General features: G+C 38.0%; 17 protein-coding genes. 1 reads left to right on the forward strand and 16 read right to left on the reverse strand.

Translation table 11 applies throughout. From position 1 onward, the window contains the following. The first annotated feature begins 102 nt into the window (after positions 1-102). Entirely contained in the window at positions 103-369 is a 267-nt protein-coding gene (locus FYJ58_RS12840; RefSeq protein WP_154520123.1) for a GNAT family N-acetyltransferase, read from the forward strand. A 167-nt stretch (positions 370-536) separates the two neighbouring features. Here the strand turns inward: FYJ58_RS12840 and FYJ58_RS12845 are convergent, their stop codons facing one another. The 16 genes from FYJ58_RS12845 to FYJ58_RS12920 form a co-directional block, all read right to left on the reverse strand. Next, complete coding sequence (locus FYJ58_RS12845; RefSeq protein ID WP_154520124.1) at positions 537-899, reverse strand: VOC family protein; 363 nt, start codon at positions 897-899, stop codon at positions 537-539. A 323-nt stretch (positions 900-1,222) separates the two neighbouring features. Next, positions 1,223-1,756: a DUF3841 domain-containing protein gene (locus FYJ58_RS12850; RefSeq protein WP_154520125.1), complete on the reverse strand. Its 534-nt coding sequence runs from the start codon at positions 1,754-1,756 to the stop codon at positions 1,223-1,225. Positions 1,757-1,882: 126 nt separating this feature from the next. Beyond that, the gene (locus FYJ58_RS12855; RefSeq protein WP_154520126.1) at positions 1,883-3,844 is read right to left on the reverse strand and encodes a DEAD/DEAH box helicase; all 1,962 of its coding nucleotides are present in this window, start codon (positions 3,842-3,844) and stop codon (positions 1,883-1,885) included. A gap of 140 nt (positions 3,845-3,984) precedes the next feature. Then, positions 3,985-4,695 carry a recombinase family protein gene (locus FYJ58_RS12860; protein ID WP_154520127.1) on the reverse strand — a complete coding sequence of 237 codons (711 nt, stop codon included), beginning with the start codon at positions 4,693-4,695 and terminating at the stop codon, positions 3,985-3,987. A gap of 142 nt (positions 4,696-4,837) precedes the next feature. Then, positions 4,838-5,068 (reverse strand): hypothetical protein, encoded by a 231-nt coding sequence (locus FYJ58_RS12865; RefSeq protein ID WP_154520128.1) that lies wholly within the window; start codon positions 5,066-5,068, stop codon positions 4,838-4,840. Positions 5,069-5,135: 67 nt separating this feature from the next. Then, a complete protein-coding gene (locus FYJ58_RS12870) occupies positions 5,136-5,489 on the reverse strand; it encodes a hypothetical protein (RefSeq protein ID WP_154520129.1) in 354 nt (117 codons plus the stop codon). Positions 5,490-5,501: 12 nt separating this feature from the next. After that, positions 5,502-6,404, reverse strand: a complete 903-nt coding sequence (locus FYJ58_RS12875; protein ID WP_154520130.1) for a DUF5688 family protein — start codon at positions 6,402-6,404, stop codon at positions 5,502-5,504. Between the two features lie 62 nt (positions 6,405-6,466). Continuing rightward, complete coding sequence (locus FYJ58_RS12880) at positions 6,467-7,207, reverse strand: hypothetical protein (protein ID WP_235912649.1); 741 nt, start codon at positions 7,205-7,207, stop codon at positions 6,467-6,469. Positions 7,208-7,295: 88 nt separating this feature from the next. Further along, complete coding sequence (locus tag FYJ58_RS12885) at positions 7,296-7,892, reverse strand: YqaJ viral recombinase family nuclease (protein ID WP_268892686.1); 597 nt, start codon at positions 7,890-7,892, stop codon at positions 7,296-7,298. 67 nt (positions 7,893-7,959) lie between these two features. Next, entirely contained in the window at positions 7,960-9,879 is a 1,920-nt protein-coding gene (tet(O), locus tag FYJ58_RS12890) for a tetracycline resistance ribosomal protection protein Tet(O) (protein ID WP_154520131.1), read from the reverse strand. A gap of 366 nt (positions 9,880-10,245) precedes the next feature. Beyond that, on the reverse strand, positions 10,246-10,620 hold the full coding sequence (locus FYJ58_RS12895) for a TnpV protein (RefSeq protein WP_001129922.1): 375 nt from the start codon (positions 10,618-10,620) through the stop codon (positions 10,246-10,248). Next, positions 10,601-13,522, reverse strand: a complete 2,922-nt coding sequence (locus FYJ58_RS12900; RefSeq protein ID WP_235912652.1) for a DEAD/DEAH box helicase family protein — start codon at positions 13,520-13,522, stop codon at positions 10,601-10,603. The genes FYJ58_RS12895 and FYJ58_RS12900 overlap by 20 nt, the downstream gene beginning before the upstream one ends. 12 nt (positions 13,523-13,534) lie before the next feature. Then, positions 13,535-15,382: a phospholipase D family protein gene (locus tag FYJ58_RS12905; RefSeq protein ID WP_055054084.1), complete on the reverse strand. Its 1,848-nt coding sequence runs from the start codon at positions 15,380-15,382 to the stop codon at positions 13,535-13,537. Next, positions 15,375-16,577: a DUF6361 family protein gene (locus tag FYJ58_RS12910; RefSeq protein WP_055054083.1), complete on the reverse strand. Its 1,203-nt coding sequence runs from the start codon at positions 16,575-16,577 to the stop codon at positions 15,375-15,377. The genes FYJ58_RS12905 and FYJ58_RS12910 overlap by 8 nt, the downstream gene beginning before the upstream one ends. Before the next feature lie 12 nt (positions 16,578-16,589). Beyond that, positions 16,590-19,667 (reverse strand): type I restriction endonuclease subunit R, encoded by a 3,078-nt coding sequence (locus tag FYJ58_RS12915; protein ID WP_154520132.1) that lies wholly within the window; start codon positions 19,665-19,667, stop codon positions 16,590-16,592. 3 nt (positions 19,668-19,670) lie between these two features. Next, the gene (locus FYJ58_RS12920; protein WP_205839260.1) at positions 19,671-20,939 is read right to left on the reverse strand and encodes a restriction endonuclease subunit S; all 1,269 of its coding nucleotides are present in this window, start codon (positions 20,937-20,939) and stop codon (positions 19,671-19,673) included. Positions 20,940-20,942: the final 3 nt, after the last annotated feature.

The raw sequence follows: 20,942 nt of genomic DNA on the forward strand, positions 1-20,942 counted from the left end.
GCATTCTTCTTAAATTCTTCTGTGTACTGTGTAGCCATGTCTTACTCCTCCAATCTTTAGCTTTAATAATAAATCTATATTAAGGATTATTCCATATCTAACTTGTACTATTTACATTCTAACACCATATCCTTTGGTCGTGTGCTGGTGAAAGAAAACCATCGAAAAAAAGGACTGGCAAAAGAAATGGTTCAAAAAGCAATTACGTTTATTACAGAACATTTAAACGAAAAAGAAATCCGAATTTCCGCTCAGTCCTACTTACAAAAATTTTATGAAACTTTTGGATTCAGGCAAGTATCCGATATTTATTTAGAAGACGGAATAAAACATATGGAAATGTTTTACCAAAAAAATACAACATCTTAACCAATTTATCTCTATTTTTACCATCCTTTGAATAATCTTCCTACCATCAAAAAAACAAGTAACGAGATAAATGTGAGATAAAATATAACGGAAAATTTTTCAAGCGAAATAAAATTGCAGATTTTTTTCGACTGCAATATTAGCGTATAAACATAATGCGGATTTTATTACATCGGTGTACCAACTTCGATCAGATTTCCGTCAGGGTCATAAAAACGAATTACTTTTTGTCCCCAAGGATGTTCCATTAAATGGGTAACATATTGAATAGGCTCTTTGTAGCTCTTCAACTTTTCTACAAAACGCTCAATATCTGATTCTTCAAAATAAAGTTCTGTTGCATTATTCTGAGGAATTATATCTCTTTCCATAAAACGCCTCCATATTTCAGCGTCTTGCAGCACAAGTCCCTCAGTCATAATCACATTTCCCCCATTATCAAGAATGACATTCAATCCAAATAATTCTTTATAAAAAGCAATAGATTTTTCTATATCTTCGACTACAATCAAAACATTTTTTAGTTTCATAAATCTCTCTCCTTAATATAAATCTTTATCCAAGAACCTATCTTTTCTTTCGAAGAAATCCTGTCAAAAAGAAGTTTCCCTGCATCCATCACCTCAGCATTTCTTCTATTATTGATGGGTTCTTCTATTGTTCCGTAGACAGAACTTTCAAGTGCAGAAATCCAATCATTGCGGGTGTTCTGCGACTAAACAATTCCGGTTCATTGACAAGCCAAGAATATAAAATTTTTTCTGATACGCAATACATAATATAAAAACTCTGGCATATCTATTTTATAAAATAGAGCTGTCGCATCTATCATTCTGCAGTAACCATACTAAATCTATCGAGAAATAAAATGCTCAACCTTTACTACCCACTCAGCCTTAATTTCCCACATGGTTGCCTGTGTAGATAAAATATGATGCTTATCTCCGTCAAACGAGCAACTTATATCAAATATGTTTTCCCAGCTTTTTTGCCTTTGTTCTTTTGAATAGTGAACAGACTCATCATAAGGAAATATAATTTCTCCATCATTCAGAACAACATGCCAATAATCAAAATCAGAAAGTAACACACAATTATCCGGTACATCAATTGTCAAAAGTACAATAGGTGTTCCTTTTTCTCCCCAGCCTCGTCCATGAGATCGCATATCAGGTCTTTTACGCTTCCCTTCCCACTGATACCACGCCCACACCGGATATAAAACTCCAGCAGGAGGATTGCCAATACGCTTTTTCATCTGGTCAGCCATCCATACATATGATTTTTTAAAAATTTCTTCTATTATATACATTGGATTACCCCGAAGAACACCTTTTTGCACCAATTCCTCGTATGCATCCCTATGCTGTATTGTCCATAAAATCATAATTACCTCCAATAATTCCCAATACTTAACTTATACTCTAAGAGATTCGCAATCAAACATTACAAGAACAATTCAGGAACTAATTTATACCTATAAGCAAACGCTTCCTATTCATTTTCGTTTTCATCAAAATACTTTTTCAGTATATCTCCTACGATAGTATTCCATAGTACGGTATTCCAAAATATCATTCATATGTTTCTTAAATGCCTCATTTCCTATTACATCTTCCAGTTCATCCCTAATTGCAATTGCATAACCCTCTTTCTCAATAAAGAAACCTTTGCCTGAAGACTTTAGGAATTTAATAGGCATACTTTTCGCCTTACTCAAATGCTGTTTATCTGTCATGGCTTTATAGTCCGCATAGGATATATCTGCTGCAAAATCTTTCCAATTCATTCCATTATCAAAGAACTTTTTCCAAACTACCAATACCTCTTCATCTTTAACCGCCAACCGTATATTTCCATCATTGTAGAAACTGTATAAAATTGGCATCTTATAAACCTTCTGCATATCCGTAGTTTCAATCAATGATAAAAACTCTCTTCCGGTTCCTTGATATACTGCTTTTTCCTCCGCAGATAACACCTGCATTTCATTTAAAAATTCCATATATCTTCGAAATGGATTTTCCTTAGCATGTTTAATACAATATTGGTATATGCCATCATCCATGTATGTAAACAGTTCCATTCGTGATGGAACTTTGCCATCCAGTAGTTCTTTCACTCTGTAAAATTCCTGCTTAATTCGCTCCTTAACAGATACTGTTTTCTTATCCAACTCCTTGAATAAGTCAATCAGTCTCATATCAAAATCCACGATACAATCATCAGGATATTCTATATCGTTGTAATCATGGGCTGTCTTTTCTCCAAAACTTTTCCCACCACTCAATAAGAGTTGTGCCCGTCCCGCTTTTTCATAGTTACCGATAAAATCCAAAACATTCAAGTATTCTTTTCCTTTACTGGTTCGAAGCCCACGCCCTAATTGCTGTAAAAATACAATAGGTGATTCCGTTGGTCTTAAAAACATAACCATATCAAGAGCAGCAATATCTACGCCTTCATTAAACATATCTACAGAGAAAATCACCCTAATTTCCTGATTCTTCAATTTTTCGATTGCCTTATCCCTGTCTTCCGAAAATTCACCATCTGCGTTGCTATATACCGCAACTGACTCTATGCCTCTTTTACAAAACTCCTTCGCCATTTCTTCTGCATGCTGTCTTGAACAACAAAATCCAAGAGCTCTTTTAGAGCGATATTTCATATAGTACTTATAAATCAAATCGTATCGCTTTACATTTCCAATATAAGTATCATTCAATTCCTTTGCATCATAATGTCCTTTTACAAGCTGCAATGAAGAATAATCTGTTTCATCATAAATACCATAATAATGAAACGGAACAAGTACTCCTTTGTTAATTGCTTCTTTTAAAGAAATCTCATATGGCACATTATAATCACATATTTCATAAATATTTTTGCCATCCATTCTTTCAGGCGTGGCTGTAAGTCCCAACAAAAACTGTGGTTTGAAATAATTAACAATTCTCTGATACTGATCATTTACCGCATGATGAAACTCATCCACGACAAGGTATATTTCATCCGTTCCCTTTAACCATTTATCCAACGACTCAAGATTGCGTCCCAAGCTATCCTTACTTACTATCAGTAAATCATCAGAATTTAATATATCAATCGTTCTGTCATGGATGTTAGAACCAGACACAATCCGGTATCGAAATGAGTTGATATTTGGTATAGATTCCGTATACGCATATTTCTGAAATGACTCTGCCGCCTGATCCAACAACATCTGTCTATGGGCAATCCATAATATTTTTTTCTTTCTATTTAATGCGTGCTTCAATAACCAAAGGGAAGCCGTATATGTCTTTCCAGCCCCTGTTGGGAGAACCACAAGTGTACTATATGCGCTCTCTTTGTCAATAATATCCAAATTTTCCATCGCAGCCTTTTGATGAGCGTACGGTATCCTGTTGTTTGCACCCTTTTTTGCAGATACAAGTCCATTTGCCTTAACCTCTATGTACGTTTGTTCCATAAACAGCCTCCCTGTTGTTTTAATCTATCGCATAGTGAATTTACCCCTACCTAAAACTTCTTCAATCGTCGGCATCCTATTGTTTATTGTAACACTAAACTACTGTGTACACAAATACCTATTTTTCTTTAATAAAATAGTCACAATCCCACCTTTTCTCGCAGTTCTCTCTTATACTTGTAGTATGTCCCCCTAGCAATCCCTATCAACTTCATACATTCCGAATCATCCAACGAACCCTCAAAATCTTTGCTATATTTGACAATCTGCTCTTTTGAAATAACAGATTTCTTTGTTGTCAGTTTCGCTCCAGCGGGCTGTCCAATCTGTTTGCCATTAAGGCGAGCAGTTTCGATTCCCTCTTTTGTCCTTTGGTGCAAGTCGGCAACTTCTTTTTCAGATTGTTCAAATGCCAATCGTATCTGTTTCTCTGCAAGTTTAAGTATGTATTGGTTCAGAGCCGCAATAATGGTTTTCATCAATTCATCCGTAGCCTGATCTCCACTATCCATTGTAATGCTAATCTGGTTATCAATCGCCTGTTTATATGTTGCTGTGTTGATATGCGGCTCTTTAAGAAATACCAGATTGATATTTCGGTTGAACAGTTCCTGATAAAGAGCAAACCCCTCCTCTGCAGTTCGGCTCATTCTGGATACGCTATCAAAAATAATCTGATCCCCAGATTTTACAGTACGTAGGATTTTGTCAAATTCCTTTCTCCCCTGAAACTTCGTTCCAGTATAAACTTCCTTTACAATATGAGCCCTCGGGTATTCTTTTAGTATATTCCGCACCTGCCTGTCGATACTCTGCTTCGGTGTAGATATTCTGCAATAACCATAATCCATATTTTATATCCATCTCCATTTCTATAAAAAAATAGTGCCCAAAGTAACGACCGACAGATAAAGCACTGATTTTATTCCAATCAGCCTTACTGTCAGCCGCACTTTTGACACAAAAAACCATAACGTTACTTTTGAAACTGTACTAATTTCCGTCAAGCAGTTCTGTCGGTTCTCTACCATCATATTCTTCTAAATCAGACAGAGAATCAAAATCAAGACTAAATGCACTTCCATCCATAGACAAATGCGTGTATATCTCACTGCTGCCACCAATGCAGACAATAGCATCATCTGGTATATGCTCCTGTAGATATTCATAAAGCTGTCTGACTGTCACATTTCGTCCATGTTTCCAGTATTTTGAATCATACAACCTAATTTCCTCCTTAAAATCTCCCAGAGACAAGTTGAACCCTCAGCTCTGGGAGACATTTTTTCTGTTATACCGTCTTTTCAGACACTCCGTATTGCTCCTGATCACGCACGAGGACTTCCAATAGTTCAATTATATTTTCCCAACGCTCATATCTCAAATACTCAATATCCATGTATAACTGATACAAAGTGGCAATCACATTGTCCCCACATTTTATGCAGGCATTGATGTGTTCCTGTGAAATATCCTCGGCATATTCAAAATATTCCCAGATGCAACAATAAAAGCGGATTTCATTACAACGATCAAATATTTCCTGCCGGGTGGTGGACAGTGTCTTATATTTAAACAATTCAAACTCATTTTCTATAGACCGGATCACCTTGATTGCTTTTTCTGAAAATTCTCCTCTTTTCAAGCAAACCACCTCCTACGCGGCTATGGCAATCTTGCCTGTTTGATGACTGTAGCGGTAGACATGGTAAGAAAGTATTTCATTAAGGGCAAGTTGTGTGTCATTAACCTCACGAACCATCTGCCGCAGAGTATCCGCTTCCGTTTCATGACCTTCTGATGGAATTAACAAAACTTCATGCACCGATGATGGAATAATCATTAAATCTTTACCCAGCATTTCTGCTGTAGCCTTTAGTACACCTTCATTCATCATCTGTACTGCACCATTAAGTTTTTCCTTATTTGTCAAAATATACATAGGAATCATTTCTTCATCATTAAATACAGTTTCATTCGTTCCTATCATTTCTCCAAGAAGATTCTGCAGATTTTCCAGAGAGCTTTCATCATATCTCTCCATGTTTTCTTTTGTCTGACGAAATAATTCTTCTTCATCCACTTTCCACATTTTAACATGATCATGTGTCACACGGATACTTCCCATGCCCCCGGTTTTCTCACAAGGATAATTTACCGTATATATCAGGGAAAGATCCAAGAATTCCCGGTGCGGCAGCGTCTTTAACAATTCTTCATTTTTTTCAGTGTTAATCAGACGACCGCGCAATCTTTGTTTGGCATTCTCATAATTCGTGAAAGATGAAGTGTCCCAATTCTTGGAAACAGCATGTTCCCTATAGACTTTAATAATATCCTCTACAATTGCATCCATCGCCATTGCACCATGTTCATATTTCTCGTGATAGTACTCCAAATAAATACAAGGACTTAGATTAACCTGTCTGTTTAAAATATTCAAACCATGTAGGACAATTCCGTTATTCTTCGGAATTTCCGTAATATGCATCACATATTCATGTCCCATTTCCTTAGCAACTCTATCTGCTATTTCTGTTAAAAATTCTTTTATATTCATTATGCTTCCTCCAATCAAAAAACAGCACCTTCACCTTTTCATAGTGAAAGTGCCATCGTAATTTATGCTGCTGATTTCGTTCGTTTCAATGCTGACATTACTTTCTTGTAAAGTTCCTCACTCATCTGTTCCGGCTGCTCAATCTTATACCTCTCCTTGACTGCTTCCATACCTACACCTGTTCTCTGCAATTCTGCCTCCAGAGAATGCATTTGCATATCAGTAATTGCTCCCGGTACCGCCTGAGTGATCTGCTGTTTTCCTTTACCTTTTGTACTTTCCTTCCGGGTAATATCTGCCCCCTGCTGTCTCATCTCGTAGACAATGACACCCTCCCCATTTACAATAGATAAGGATATAATCTCTCTGTCATTATTATAATCTATCGCCGCAACGGAAAATCTATCATTGCAATAGAGTTTGTCACCATTTCTCTGAATATTTGCTTTTCCAGCGGGAATCCATACAAAAGGTGCCGAATAAAGTTCTCTGCCAATACCCCAGTTGAAGCAGGCACGCTTGAAAGAATCCGAAGCCTGTGATTTTTCTTTTTCTGTATACCCTGTTGTACCAACATCCTGCTTTGATACCCAAGTTTTTGTATTCTTATCATAAATTTCCACAGTACAATAAAGATTTCCGTCTATGCTTTGATGCGTCCTTTTCCATCCGAACGGTCCAAATGTCTCATCCAAGATTCGCTGGTCAACTCTCGCATCTTTATAAAGTAAAAGATTAAGTCCATTGTCTTTAATAATCGACACACGGCACTCAATTTCATTTGCCCTTAGCAAACGTATCATGTTATCCTCCATCAAAAAACTCCTTCCTTAACTGAAAATAAAAAGGGACAGAATCATTGAATTAAAAATCATCCTGTCCCTTTTGCCATTATGCTGCCTTTACAGAAAAGCGTCTTGATGATGTTGTCTTAGCATAATCTGCATAGACCTCCGGCTTTTCCTGTTTAATACGCTTTGTGTCAAGTCTGGTCGTATCTACATTACTCCACGATACCCGATAATGCTCGTTGACTGCCAGTTCGTGATCCTGCATAAACAGCTTGATTTCCTGCTCAATCTGCTTCTGCTCTAACTGCAGTTCTTCAATATAAGCAAGTATTTCCTCTCTGCGTTCAAGTTTTTCATCAAATCCCACAAGTTCAATAGAACTTGCTTTCTTTGCCACATGGAAATACTTTTCCAGAACTTCATCACATACTTTAGAACCATCCGGATCCGGAATAACTTTCGGCACAATATGATTATTCCAGAAATCTCCTTCGATTGCCCGAAGCTGACTAATCAGATCGTCATCCCATACCAATTTGCGGTATGTAAATTCTCTGCCAAGAATGACACACGCAATATACCATGTACGCTTCCCTGTCACTGCCATGTAGTGATAGCACTGCATAATATAGTGAAGCGGGATTTCTCCATCACTCCATTTGTCAGCATTGTATGCCGAAGCGGTCTTACATTCCAGTCCCGCATCTTCTCCTAATTAGTCTCTAATCCTTTCAAATCTCATTTTATATGACTTTTGCAAGCTGTTAAGCTAACTTGTGGAACATATGCCGAACCTTATCTATACGGCTATTCGGGCGGCGGGGTTGGCAAATAAATTTACCAATAGCTGGCTGGTATCCTTTTAACTCTGTCAAGCAGACTCCCTGCCCATTTGTGAAATAAGTTAAATCGTTCCTGTATTCTTGAATACATCTAGCAGGGATTTCTCCTTTCAGAATGACCTCGTCATTCTTTATCTGAGTACTTACAATATCTGCACAATACCTTGGAGCATCATGATACGCCCGTGAGAGATATTCCTGCGGTGCATAAATTTCAAAGTGGAGATATGGCTCTAATAGTTCTGTCCCTGCTTTTTTTAAAGCCTGCTCCAATACGATAGGGGAAAGCAGCCGAAAGTCTGCGGGGGTACTTACAGGACTATAATACAATCCATATTCAAAACAGATTTTACAGTCTGTCACTTTCCATCCATACAGCCCCTGCTCGCAGCCATAAAGAACCCCCTCCATAACCGCATTTTGGAACGATTGATTTAAATATCCAAGTGAAACTCTGCTTTCATACTGCACTCCGCTTCCAATAGGGAGCGGCTCTATGGACAACCCGACAGAAGCCCAGAAAGGATTTGGCGGGACTTCTATGTGGATGGTATATTCTGCTTTTCTAAGCGGTCTTTCCATATATATAACAGTAGGCTCTTTTATTTCTGCCTCCACATGATATTTTTCCTCAAGGATGGCACAAATGACTTCCATCTGCACATTCCCCAAAAAAGAAAGTATAATCTCATGCGTTGTAGTATCCACATAATATTTTAAAAGAGGGTCGGCATCTGAAATTTCTGTAAGTGCCCCAAGCAATATTTCCCGCTGTTCAGATTTCTTTACTGCAATCGTTGTTTGGAGCATAGGGAGAGGATTTTCAATAAATTTTCTCTGCGGCAACAGTATTTCGTTCCCCAAAATACTGTTTAGCTGCAAAACATCATTTGGTAAAATTACAATATCACCAGAGCAGGCTGTATCGGATGAATATAATTCACCGTTTGTCGGAACATACATCTCTGTGATTTTTATTTTCTCTTTTTCAGATATTCTAATAACATCCCTCAAATGCAATGTTCCGCTATATATACGCACATAAACAAAACGCCGCCTTTTCTCTGAATATTCAATCTTAAAAACCTGCCCGCATAGTTCAGATTGACCTTCAGGCGTTGATGAATAAAATTTACTGGCAATTACTTCTATAAGCTGCCGAATCCCCAGATTGTTTTTAGCGCTTCCGTGATAAACGGGAAATAACGTTCCGTTTTGGAATCTCCTGTTTTCTTCCTGTTCCAGTTCTGACATTTTAAACGGTTTCCCTGACATATATTTCTCTAATAGTTCATCGTTTCCCATAATTACCGCATCCCACTGTTCCATATCGTCATTGTCCGTTACATTTATATGGGGATGCTGCCCAACCTTTTGCTTCACTATAATTTCCGAAGAAAGCTTTGCTTTCATTTCCCGATATACCATTGGCAAATCAATCCCCTCTTGGTCAATTTTATTGATGAAAAAAATTGTCGGAATCTTCATTATCTGTAGTGCATGAAACAGTATACGGGTCTGTGCCTGTATGCCATCCTTTGCAGAAACTAATAATACTGCTCCGTCTAATACGGATAAAGAACGGTATACTTCCGCCAAAAAATCCATATGGCCTGGCGTATCTATAATGTTGACTTTTACATCCTCCCACTGAAAAGATGTCACTGCTGTCTGGATAGTGATTCCCCTTTGACGCTCCAAATTCATTGTATCTGTCCTTGTTGTGCCTTCATCTACGCTCCCTAGTTCTGCAATTGCACCACTGGTATACAATAAACTTTCCGTTAATGTTGTCTTTCCTGCGTCAACGTGAGCCAGAATGCCTAAGTTAATTATTTTCATGTGATTTTCCTCCTATCAACACCCAAAAAAGGGCATAAAAATACCCAGTGATAAATACTCCTATCACTGGGTAAATAACTCCAATAGCCCCAAAACACTTATATGTTTTCGGGCATATAAAATTACATGATAAAAGTATTCTTAAACTGGGTACAAAAAACTAAGCCCCATATTAAAAGTGAAACGGGACTGCTACTTTTTGTTCCCACTATCAAATTGACAGTTTATTTAAGAATACCTTGCCGCATATTTATTACCTCCTTGTATAATACTGAATCTAATTATATTCCTTAACCCTTTATTTGTCAAGCTGACAAACTAAAGCAGAAAAAGCGGCAGGATTTCCCCCTGCCACTAATCATCTGTTTATGCAAAAATAATTTCCTTTTCCACAATCTCCCTCGCACAAGCCCTTATGTTATTGAGGCATCCTGTCCATTCTAAGGCGTTTTCTGCCTTTAGCTGTTCCGTTATGCCCTGTGCCTGTTTCATACCCTCTATGAGCCTTTCAAAGCGTTCCTGTGCCTGTCTGTTGATGTCGGCAAGGTAGGCGTTTAGCCTGCCGCTTGTAAGAAGATTGGTGTATGTAACTTTACGGTACTGTTTTAGATAATCTAAATGCCGTTGCCCCCAGATGCCTATTGCCTGTTCTTCTTCGGCGGGTACAGTTAAGCACGGTATCAAATAATCCCCTTGCCTTTCGTATTTGCCGCCCAGTTCCTCAAATAATGATTTTGCCATTGTCTGTTACCTCCACATTCTTTTTTATTTTGAATGTCCGCAAAATCCGTCCTACATCTATGGGATTACTTGGAAGATTCCAGTGCATAATCACTCGGCAGTAATTATGAAAATCCAGTCCTTCCTGTCCGATTGATGTTGTGGCAAGCACAAATGGACGCATTGGTGAGTTAAAGGCATTTCTGATATTTTCTTTACGCATGACTACCTTGGAATTATCACCTGCATCCTTTGTAAATCCAACTGCATAACTCGACCTTATTCGACATCCATCACTCTTCCTGTCAGCTCCATTAATACGCTTTTTGAAATCAGGATAAGTATCAGCGATATAGGTGGCTGTATGTATTTTCAATGAATCCATCATCATGTCATGCACGATCTGATACTGATTTCCATCCGACTGAAAACCTGCTGTTTCTTTCAGCATATGGATATATTCATCAATCATTGCCTGAAAACAGCCATCTTTACAGTATTTAAGTACATTCTGCCAGTGGGAATTATCATCCCTGCATCTGCCATAAGCAAGATCAATGATAGCTGTTGACTCCGGCAAATTGAAATTATTGACAAATACCTTTGCAAGCGATGTTGCTCTGGCTGTGCTTCTTCCATTAGAACGATAAATGCATATTGCTGGCGAACCCAGTACCATATTTACCAATGTTTCCAGAATATCCTCCGGCTTTCTTCCAAGATGAATCTCCTCCGGGGCATCCAAATAATTTCTTAGCTTATCAATATGAGCAATAAAGCCCTTATTTCTCTTATCCTTTGAACTGCTTCTGACCTCAAATGTTGTATCCTCTTCGTCTGTATTCATTTCCCACACAATATCCTCTATCCAATGCTTTGCATAGATGACTCCATCCATGAGCATCGGTGCAAGATAATACCACCTGGCATCTTCCTTATTGTTACCAGAATCACCATACTTTTCTTCGATTATCGCAAGCTTCTCTTTCAGTTTCAGCCGTACAGATTTCTCTATTACTTCTAATGATTCATGATTATTCAATGACTCAATCGGTAAATACATATCAGAAAGTGTCTTTGAAGGATAAAGCAGTGCAAACAGGCTCATGCCTCTTACTTCTCCATTTGAAACATTAAACCTGAGCCTTGCCACCGGGTATCGTCTCGAACCTTCCGCAAAATACCCCGTATTCTTCTTATCCTGATTCTTTATCTGATGTACCAGTTTTCCAACTGTAAGTCTTTCCGCCTCATAGGAAACAAGCGCACCTATCATTCGTGGAACCATCTCCCATGCAGAAAATACAAGTATTTTTGAAAAGCCTTTGCTGTTTTTATATGCTCCCTGCATCTCATAATATGGCAGTGATGGAGGAATCCACAGATATTTTTCTGCACCGCCGGTAAATGCTTTTTCTTTCAGTGCCTCAAGCCTTGCATTGGTTTTCGGCAGTTCATCATATTTATTGATTTTATTGCGATTCAGCCACAAGAGACTTTGTTCTCTTTCACTTCCAAATTCATCAGGATGTTTTATATAATATTTTTCAATCTGCTCTTTAATCTTATATTTCTTCATAAAGGACATAAGATACGGACAGCTCTTTGCATAATCTACCGGTAAAGAATGATTTGAATCCGTTTTTGACAGCAATCGTGACATCTGTATATAGGAGTTTATGTCATTTTCATCTATCTGCAAATGATGCTTCACGCTACTGTCATCCGTATAATCACCGGAATCCATGACAGATATACGCTCTGTCCTGCTGACTCCCTGATACATAGCATTTTCTGCCAGCTCCTTCATACGGATAATTGCACTGTCCCCTGCCTTCAACTCACTTAGAGCATGGGAATAATTCTTCCACACTTCCTTGAATTTAATGTCTTTGACTTCATCATCAAAAAGAAAGTTCATAACCTGAAAAAACTCTGCATAATGCTCATCAATCTGATTTTCATCTATCTCTTCAAGGGTAGAATACAATTTATATGGTGTAGCCGACAACAGAAGTACCCTTGTATCATGTCCACTAAGGAAACTGTGTGCAAGAATACCAAGCTCACTGTCATCGGATGACAAAAGAAACTTAAATCTCTGAAACTCATCCATGATTACCAGATCCGGCTCAAGCATAGATACACTGATTCTCGCAAACATCACACGAAGCTTATTCATCACATAGTAATTGGAATATGTAAGCTGTTTATTGTATCTTCTTTCATGCAAATGATTAAGCAGCATGTCCCTTATACTTTCATACTCCTGATAATTAAGGATTTTTTCTATCACATTTTGTGGATAGACACCCTTCGTCATCTTTTCGCATTCTGCCACACGATTTTCAAAGTTCCATTTTGCCCATCCATCCCATGCTTTTACAGCATCCATTATCATAAATTTTTCAAGAGAAGCTGCATGTCCTTTAAAGTCCGGCATTCTCCTTAAAATGGCATACATAAGTGCTCTTTCCTGCACACTTCCACCTCCGGTGGTCATGCGGAAAGATGTTTCCGGTGTAAGTGGGATAAGCTGTATAAAACCTTCCTTTATCTGCGGATCATTTTCCTGCTCAGTAATCTTTAAATGCTGCATAGACAGTCTGGTATCTGATACTGAGCCGATGGCATTCTTTCCTGTTACATCAAGTTTTCTGATATTCTGATTTGCTATGTTCTGATTAGAGCAGATATAAATTACCTTAAACAGATCATCTTTCTCTTCGATTCTAAGTCTTGCTGTCTTTACAATTGCTCCTCTGGCAATAAGAGTTTTTCCCATACCCACTTCATCTGCTACAAGCACACGATTCTGATTATGCCGGAACAGATAATCCACTCTCTCCACAGTCGCTCTTTGAAAATCCTTCAGACCGGAAAGGGTACGCTTTTCAATTTCATCTATATTAAATTGTGACATGACATCACCTCGTTATCTTCTGATTTTCAAAGTATTACAAAAAGTCTCATACAGTTCACGGAATTCATCCGGTATAATATCCTTATCTGTAACCATCTTAAGCACATATCCAATGTCTTTTATTCTTTCCGGCTCTTCTACAGATGTCTTTAACATCTTTTCATAGAGTGCCGGCATTGCATCACTCGAATTGGCAAAAAAGCCGGATTCTCCCATCTGCTTTCCTTCAAGCATAGATGCTACATAATCATCTCCAAGTACAAACGCTATGTACTCAACAAATGATGCCCTATCTTTTACCACACTGTTTACTGCAGCACTTTCTCTGTCATCCGGGAAACCACTTGTAGGGATCATAATAATTCTGCGGATTGTATCATCACCTGATCTTGCAGTAATCTCATAGAACTCAGATAACTGCAAGATCTCAAGCTCTAAAAACTCTATATGTTCTGACAATGTCTGCTCCTGCTTTGAATTAAATGGTGATACTGTAACCTCACTATCAGATTCAATACCACTGAACTCAACCTCTATCTTGTACTTTCCAGCATTCTCATTATCTTCTGAAATTACAGCCTGCCTTTTCACTCGGCACAAGTCCTTAATTTTCTGCTCCAGCAGATTTCTATTGTCACTTTCTGTTTCCAAAACAGCATCCGCTACTGTAACCTGCTCAAATGGATTCTTTGCATCTCCTACCGGTCCACAGAATATATCCTCTAAGAATTTATCCCCATTCAGATACATATTCTTTGTACCAAGCCACAGCATCATTTCAACATTTTTATTAATTGCAGAATATGAAGCATTCATGGAACCAAGATACAGGTCAACATCTGAATATTTCCTTCTCAGATAGATTTTTGCATGAATATCCTGTTTCTTTTTATCTGCGAGTTCATCTGAAATTTCTTCCTCACCATCTATAATCTCATCCTTTAATGCATAGATGGTAAAATTATCTACATCTGATGCTTTGAGTTTTCCAAGCTCAGAACGTCTCGTAACAAGTGTTCTCTTACAGTCCGACAATGCCCTGTCTGTCAGGTTAAAATCTGCAATCACACTTTCTGATAAAAACGGAGACATCACTACAAGCTCATTAAATGTCGAATTGGCATTTCCTCTTTCCTTGCAGAATAGAATATCCTCCTGCATCCGGTAAGCATTTTTTCCAATACCAAGTGGAAGCACTTCAAAATTCTCTCCAAATATTTTACTATCAAGTGAAAAGGATACATCCTTAATGTCTGAACATAATCCACGAATCAGATTTCTTTTCTTTCCGGCATTATTGCTGGTATTATGCACATTCGTTACAAGATAATCCAGAAAATCACAGATAGGCTGAGTCTTTTTCTTCTGTCTGACATTTTTACTGCTATCCATTGCAAAGCTGATATCCCAGCTCCTGTCAAAAGTCAGATTTCTGCTCATTACCACAAAACGATATTTTTTATCTCCATCAGCGTTTACATATGCTAATACCCATGTTTTCGGATGAAATGACGGATATCGACCAAGCTGTCTATCTTTTGGAAGTGCGACCTCTACTACCATTTTCTCTAATAAAATAGATAGTGCAGTCGGTTTTGTTGGCACTTTAATCTGTCCTGCTTCACAAAACAGCACAATTTTATCTGACACCTTCTGCAATGCATTCAGCATACCAATTGGATTCTGCATAAGCTTACTATCTGTTTCTTCAGATAATCCAAGGCATATCGCCACAGCTGTGAGTGCTTCCAGGTCAAGTGAATATGTAGTGCCTACTGCTCTGTCTAGTCTATATCCGTCCGGAGGCATCAAAATACCGCTGTAATCCGTTCTATCTCGGTTTGAATCCGGTCTAAACATCAGCACTCACCTCCCCGGAATAGATGTCATTCACAATTCTTCTAGCATTTGAGAATCTGTAATCAAGCATTCCACCGCCTACCCATTTTGAATGATCAAATTCCTTTGTTCTGCTTAACTTCGCTCTGGCTGCTCCTTTCAGGCTCCGTTCCCTCTTACGAATCAGTTCATCCGCCATGTGGGTATCAGATGCCATAAATGCTGCTTGTATCCCACACAGGAAGCTCTTTGCCCTTGGATTTATCAACTGCAATTCTCCAAACACTGCATCCAGATCGACTGTCGCATTATGCCTTATATCCGGAAGCAACCTGCTCCATTCATCATTTGCGTATGTATTCTCGCCTTCTGAAAGCATGACATTGTATCTTACTCTTGCCATATACACCAGATTATTAAAATCGCAGGCAAGCTTCATCATATATGCTAGCTTTTCACTTACTTTTTCTGATAGTTCAGCCGTTAAAGAAGCAAAATCATCATATTCATTCAAATCAATATGATTTTTCAACACATATTCCAAAAGAGACCCTTTCGTTGACTTCTGAATCTGCTTATCCAGATAGAAAGCTTCCTCCTGCGTCAGCTCTATTGTAAGGTTGTCTCTCCAATCATCATGATAAATCGGAAGATTCCAGAATCTAATATTGCCGATATCTCCTGCATCCGAATCATCCTTATCATTTTCCTCTGCATCATCATTTCTGTTTCCTAACCGGCTGACAGACTTCTGTTCTTTTAGCTTTACCGCCAATGAAACATACTCTGGTATAGACAGACCATAATCACAGAATATTCCAAAGGTACGAATTCCATTCCAGTAAATATCTGAAGGTTTTCTCGCCACCCAGCCATTTGGCAGAACACGGGTTCCAATGACTCCTTCTGCCTTTGGATCTGCTTCTAACAGCCTGATTCCACAATCTTTTTCAGCAGAATCAATCGCCCTAAGAACTCTGTTAACATCTTTCCCATATCTACCATCGACAGCTTCTCGAAGCACATATGGAACAATTAGAAAATACTTTGCCCTGGTCTGGATGGTAGAAGTCCCCGGAAAGAAATAATTGGCAAAAGCATCACGAATAATGCCGATTCCAAGTTCATCGACTGCTCCCTGTTCACTCAGAAGGTTGATCACATCTAATGCCTTCTGCCGGTCTTCTTTTGAAAAATCTATCCATCCTAACTGCATGTTTTCACTTCCTTATTTCTTCGTCAAATATGTATCTTCCACATAAGTCTCTGGTGTCGCCTCTTCAATTACGCCAGACTTTGGATCAAAGATATATTTCTTCTTCAATCTCTCATACAGTACAGAACCTACCGTTTCCATTACCTGTTTCATCATATCCGGATCATCAAATAGTTTTCTGAAAAACTGGTCATTCTGCTCATATCTGTCTGCTGCCATATTCGGAAAATCCTTTTCAAACAACAACATAAAGGTTGCCCTGTCATTGTTCTTTGCGTAGCTCTGCCACTTCTCCTGATTGGCATAATCATTTTCCATCTGAACAAGTACTTTATCCATTTCTGTAAAATGTGTTCCATACTTTTCATTTATCTTATCAATAATTACTGTCAGCGGATCTTTCTTAGGCTCTCTATGACCGGAATCACCGGAGATAGGTGTATATCCGCCTTCTGTGCTTTCAAGCTCTATCGGACCTTCAAAGTCTTTTTCCAGCTTATAGTATTCAAGAAGGACTTTGTCATCAATATTTATCTTCTCTCCACCATGTCCCTTGGGAAGCATTGTGTATAAGAACTTTGAATAGATACTGAATCTGTGAATATCTTTGTCAAACAGCCTGCATACCTGTGTAATATAGGCATACACACGATTAAAGCTTGCCAATGTAGACTTGAATATATCCTGTTTTTCAACTTCAAGCACTTCATATCTGTCTACCGCCGGTCTTAACTGCCCCTGGAGCTTTCCAAGATCTCCAGCTGATTGATTTTCACTCTGATAGAAAATATCTGCAAATTTATCCACCTCTGATTTTTGATATACCCTGAAATCATCCAAAGTGTTCTTCATGTCATATACAACATTAGGATCTGTTTCCTCCAAGAGCACAGTTTCCTCATAGAATGGCTCAAAAGATGCTTTGATATCCTCTGCCGAATTCACAAAATCAAGTACAAAGGTATCTACTTTTCCCCTTGTAGTACGATTCAGTCTTGATAAAGTCTGTACTGCCTTTACACCTGACAATTTCTTATCCACAAACATGGTATGAAGCAATGGTTCATCAAAGCCAGTCTGATATTTTTCTGCAACAACAAGGATCCCATAATCATCCGTATGGAATGTTTCCGGCAAAGTCTTTTCTTTGATTGTCTTGCCTTCTTTATCCTTGTTCATTCCCTCTTCGGTAAACACATCATCGTTATCTTTCACTTCACCGGAAAAAGCGACTAACACTTCAAGGTCATTCAGTCCTTTTTCTTTTATCTGTCTCTTAAATTCCTGCACATATCGCACTGCATGAAGTCTGGATGGTGTAACAACCATAGCCTTCGCCTTACCACCAATCTTATGTCTGGTGACATTCATAAAATGTTCCAGCATGATAGCGGTCTTCTGAGAGATATTATGTGGATGCAGTGTCTCATAATTTATAATTGCCTTTGAACCTGCTGTTGTATCAAATTCCGGATTATCTTCAATAATCTTGGCAATCTTATAGTACATTTTGTAGGTCATATAATTCTGCAGAACATCCAAAATGAAATGCTCCTCTATTGCCTGTCTCATGGAATAGATATGGAAAGGTCTGTAAATTCCCTCCGCATCCTTATGACCAAACAGCTGTAGTGTCTTTCCCTTTGGAGTTGCCGTAAATGCAAAGAATGATAAGTTCTTATGCATACCCTGTGCTGCCAATTCATCTAAGAGCTTATCCTCATCATCCTTGCGGTTTCTCTCGTCTTCATCTTCCATCTCGGCATACTCTTTCAGAATTTCTTCTGTATCAGCTAACGCTCTTTTTAATTTTTTCGCTGCATCTCCGGTCTGTGAAGAATGTGCCTCATCAATAATAATGGCAAATCTTTTGTTTGCAGAATCCACCTCTTTATAGATTACCGGGAATTTCTGTAATGTAGTGATGATAATGCCTACACCATCATTGATTGCGTCTCTAAGCTGTCCCGAATTTTTATCTACTTTCTTAACCACGCCCTCCACATGATCAAACTGATATACAGTAGACTGTAACTGACTGTCAAGCACTCGTCTGTCAGTAACGATGATGACTGACTGGAAAATCTTATTATCTTCATAATCATGGAGTCCGGTAAGTCTGTGTGCCAGCCACGCAATAGAATTTGATTTTCCTGAGCCTGCACTATGTTGGATCAGATAACTCTTTCCGGAGCCATTCTTTTTCACATCTTCCAACAGTTTCGTAACGACATCCAGCTGATGATATCTTGGGAAAATCATAGTTTCTTTCACAAGATTTCCGTTCTTATCATATTCCTGTTGCAAGTGCATATATTTCTGTAGAATTTCCATCAAACTGTCCTTGCAGAGTACTCTTTCCCAAAGATAAGCTGTATCATATCCATCTGGATTTACCGGATTACCTTTGCCACCTACTTTTCCAGCACCATTACTGCCCTGATTAAATGGCAGAAAATAAGTGTGTGCACCCTCAAGTCTTGTAGTCATATAAACATTGGTAAGGTCTACTGCGAAATGCACCAATACTCTTTCTTTGAAGGCAAAAATTGCATCCTTACCAGCACGATCAAACTTATACTGATTAATGGCATTTGTAGTATCCTGTCCTGTAAACTGGCACTTCAATTCCATAGATACCACCGGAATACCATTTACAAAAAGAACAATATCTATACTGTTCTCATTATGTACAGAGTAATGAAGCTGTCTGGTACAATGAAGAATGTTCGCATCATACTGAATCTGTGTAGTCTCATTCAAAGAGGTCTCCGGCTTCCAGAAAATCGGATAGAACTTGATGCCTCTATCCATAAAACCATGCCGCATCACATTCAAAAGGTTGGTGGTTTTCACTTCTCTTTTGAAGCGTTCAACTACCTGCTTTTCGGAATTATCCGCATAAATTTTCACATATCTTTCCCATTTCTTAGGCTGGCTTGTCTTGATAAATTCCACAAATGTTTCCTCATCAAGTCCTGATTCCCGATTAAATTTCTTCGGATTTCCTTTGGTATATCCGCCATGATGAATCAGATAGTCTTCGATATCTTCCTCAAATCTTTTCTCTTTTACATCAAAATCAGACATGAGCTACACCTCCTTTTTTCCTGTGACAACCTCGTAGATGAGGGATTTTTTGTATTCTTGGAGTTTTTCAACTATTTTCCCTTTTTCGTCGATATTATGATCAATCAATTTACATCTAACATCTAGAAAATCTACTATCCTTCTTTGTTCATCTTCAGAAGGAAGCGGTATAATAAATTCGTTTAACGTTTTAAGTGATAAATTAGCAATTGTAGAACCACATAAACTTAATTCCATAAATATTTTTGCTGTTCTACTTTGCAAATAATATCTTATATATCTTTTGTTTTCAGATGATTTCAGTGTGATATATCCCGCACTTTTTCCTAATAAAACTTTTTCTCCATTATAAAAAGAAGACTTTCCATACGTTGCACCGTTTAAAGTAATAAAAATCGTATTCTCTGATAATAGAGGTTTCTTATATTTCATATATTCCAGTTCATTAAGTCTATCTGTCTTATCTGAAAACACTAACTTTTCATTACCTATATTCTGTCCATTCATAAAATAATAATCACCCTCAGAATCATACACAGGTGTCGAATGTAAACCATCTCCTATTTCTGATGAAAGATATTTGAACCTAGAAATATTCCAACATTTCGGTATGTATCCAATCCACTCAATACCACTATCCTTAATCTCAACATTAGGATTTATTCCTTTTGTCACCGCTTCCGTAATAATTGATAATTTGTATTCCTTTAACTTTTCAATAATTGCCTGCTGCTTTTCAATAATTTCATCAATCTTTGAGCACTTGGCATCCAAATAATCTACAATCTTTCTTTGTTCACATTGAGTTGGTACAATAATGGGATAATTCATCAATGTTTCTGCATTTAATGTCCATCTATTTTCGTATGACACTCCTTTTCCATGTGCAAAAAAAGCCATCAACCAATACTGCAGTTTAAAGTAATAATCATAATATTGCGGATTATAGCCTTCTCGATATCTCAAATTCACATATGCTGGGCTAATAACTCCCGAAATCTTTGAAATACTACAATTTGCTCCACTATATAAATCCATTGGATTAATTAACAAATCATCTACATCCACTGGGTTATAATTATAATAACTTTCCGCAATTTGCCCCTCATTATTAGAAATATCTCTTTCTCTAACACCAGTCCTTGCCAATGAGAGTACTATAGGATTATCTTGATGAGCTTCCGTTTTCTTTCTTACAAATCCATGTTTTACCCTTTCAACCTTCCATTCTAAAGGTATTTCACCTAACCACTTAACCTTACTATCTTTCATCTC

Origin of the sequence: Velocimicrobium porci (assembly GCF_009696045.1) — a bacterium.
Taxonomy (GTDB): Bacteria; Bacillota; Clostridia; order Lachnospirales; family Lachnospiraceae; genus Velocimicrobium; species Velocimicrobium porci.

Excerpts from the sequence above, each read along its gene's own strand:
- FYJ58_RS12920 (WP_205839260.1), bottom strand. The coding sequence starts at position 20,939 with ATGAAAGATAGTAAGGTTAAGTGGTTAGGTGAAATACCTTTAGAATGG.
- FYJ58_RS12875 (WP_154520130.1), bottom strand. The coding sequence starts at position 6,404 with ATGAATATAAAAGAATTTTTAACAGAAATAGCAGATAGAGTTGCTAAG.
- FYJ58_RS12895 (WP_001129922.1), bottom strand. The coding sequence starts at position 10,620 with ATGGCAAAATCATTATTTGAGGAACTGGGCGGCAAATACGAAAGGCAA.
- FYJ58_RS12915 (WP_154520132.1), bottom strand. The coding sequence starts at position 19,667 with ATGTCTGATTTTGATGTAAAAGAGAAAAGATTTGAGGAAGATATCGAA.
- FYJ58_RS12860 (WP_154520127.1), bottom strand. The coding sequence starts at position 4,695 with ATGGATTATGGTTATTGCAGAATATCTACACCGAAGCAGAGTATCGAC.
- FYJ58_RS12910 (WP_055054083.1), bottom strand. The coding sequence starts at position 16,577 with ATGCAGTTAGGATGGATAGATTTTTCAAAAGAAGACCGGCAGAAGGCA.
- FYJ58_RS12855 (WP_154520126.1), bottom strand. The coding sequence starts at position 3,844 with ATGGAACAAACGTACATAGAGGTTAAGGCAAATGGACTTGTATCTGCA.
- FYJ58_RS12905 (WP_055054084.1), bottom strand. The coding sequence starts at position 15,382 with ATGTTTAGACCGGATTCAAACCGAGATAGAACGGATTACAGCGGTATT.
- FYJ58_RS12845 (WP_154520124.1), bottom strand. The coding sequence starts at position 899 with ATGAAACTAAAAAATGTTTTGATTGTAGTCGAAGATATAGAAAAATCT.
- FYJ58_RS12880 (WP_235912649.1), bottom strand. The coding sequence starts at position 7,207 with ATGATACGTTTGCTAAGGGCAAATGAAATTGAGTGCCGTGTGTCGATT.
- FYJ58_RS12850 (WP_154520125.1), bottom strand. The coding sequence starts at position 1,756 with ATGATTTTATGGACAATACAGCATAGGGATGCATACGAGGAATTGGTG.
- FYJ58_RS12900 (WP_235912652.1), bottom strand. The coding sequence starts at position 13,522 with ATGTCACAATTTAATATAGATGAAATTGAAAAGCGTACCCTTTCCGGT.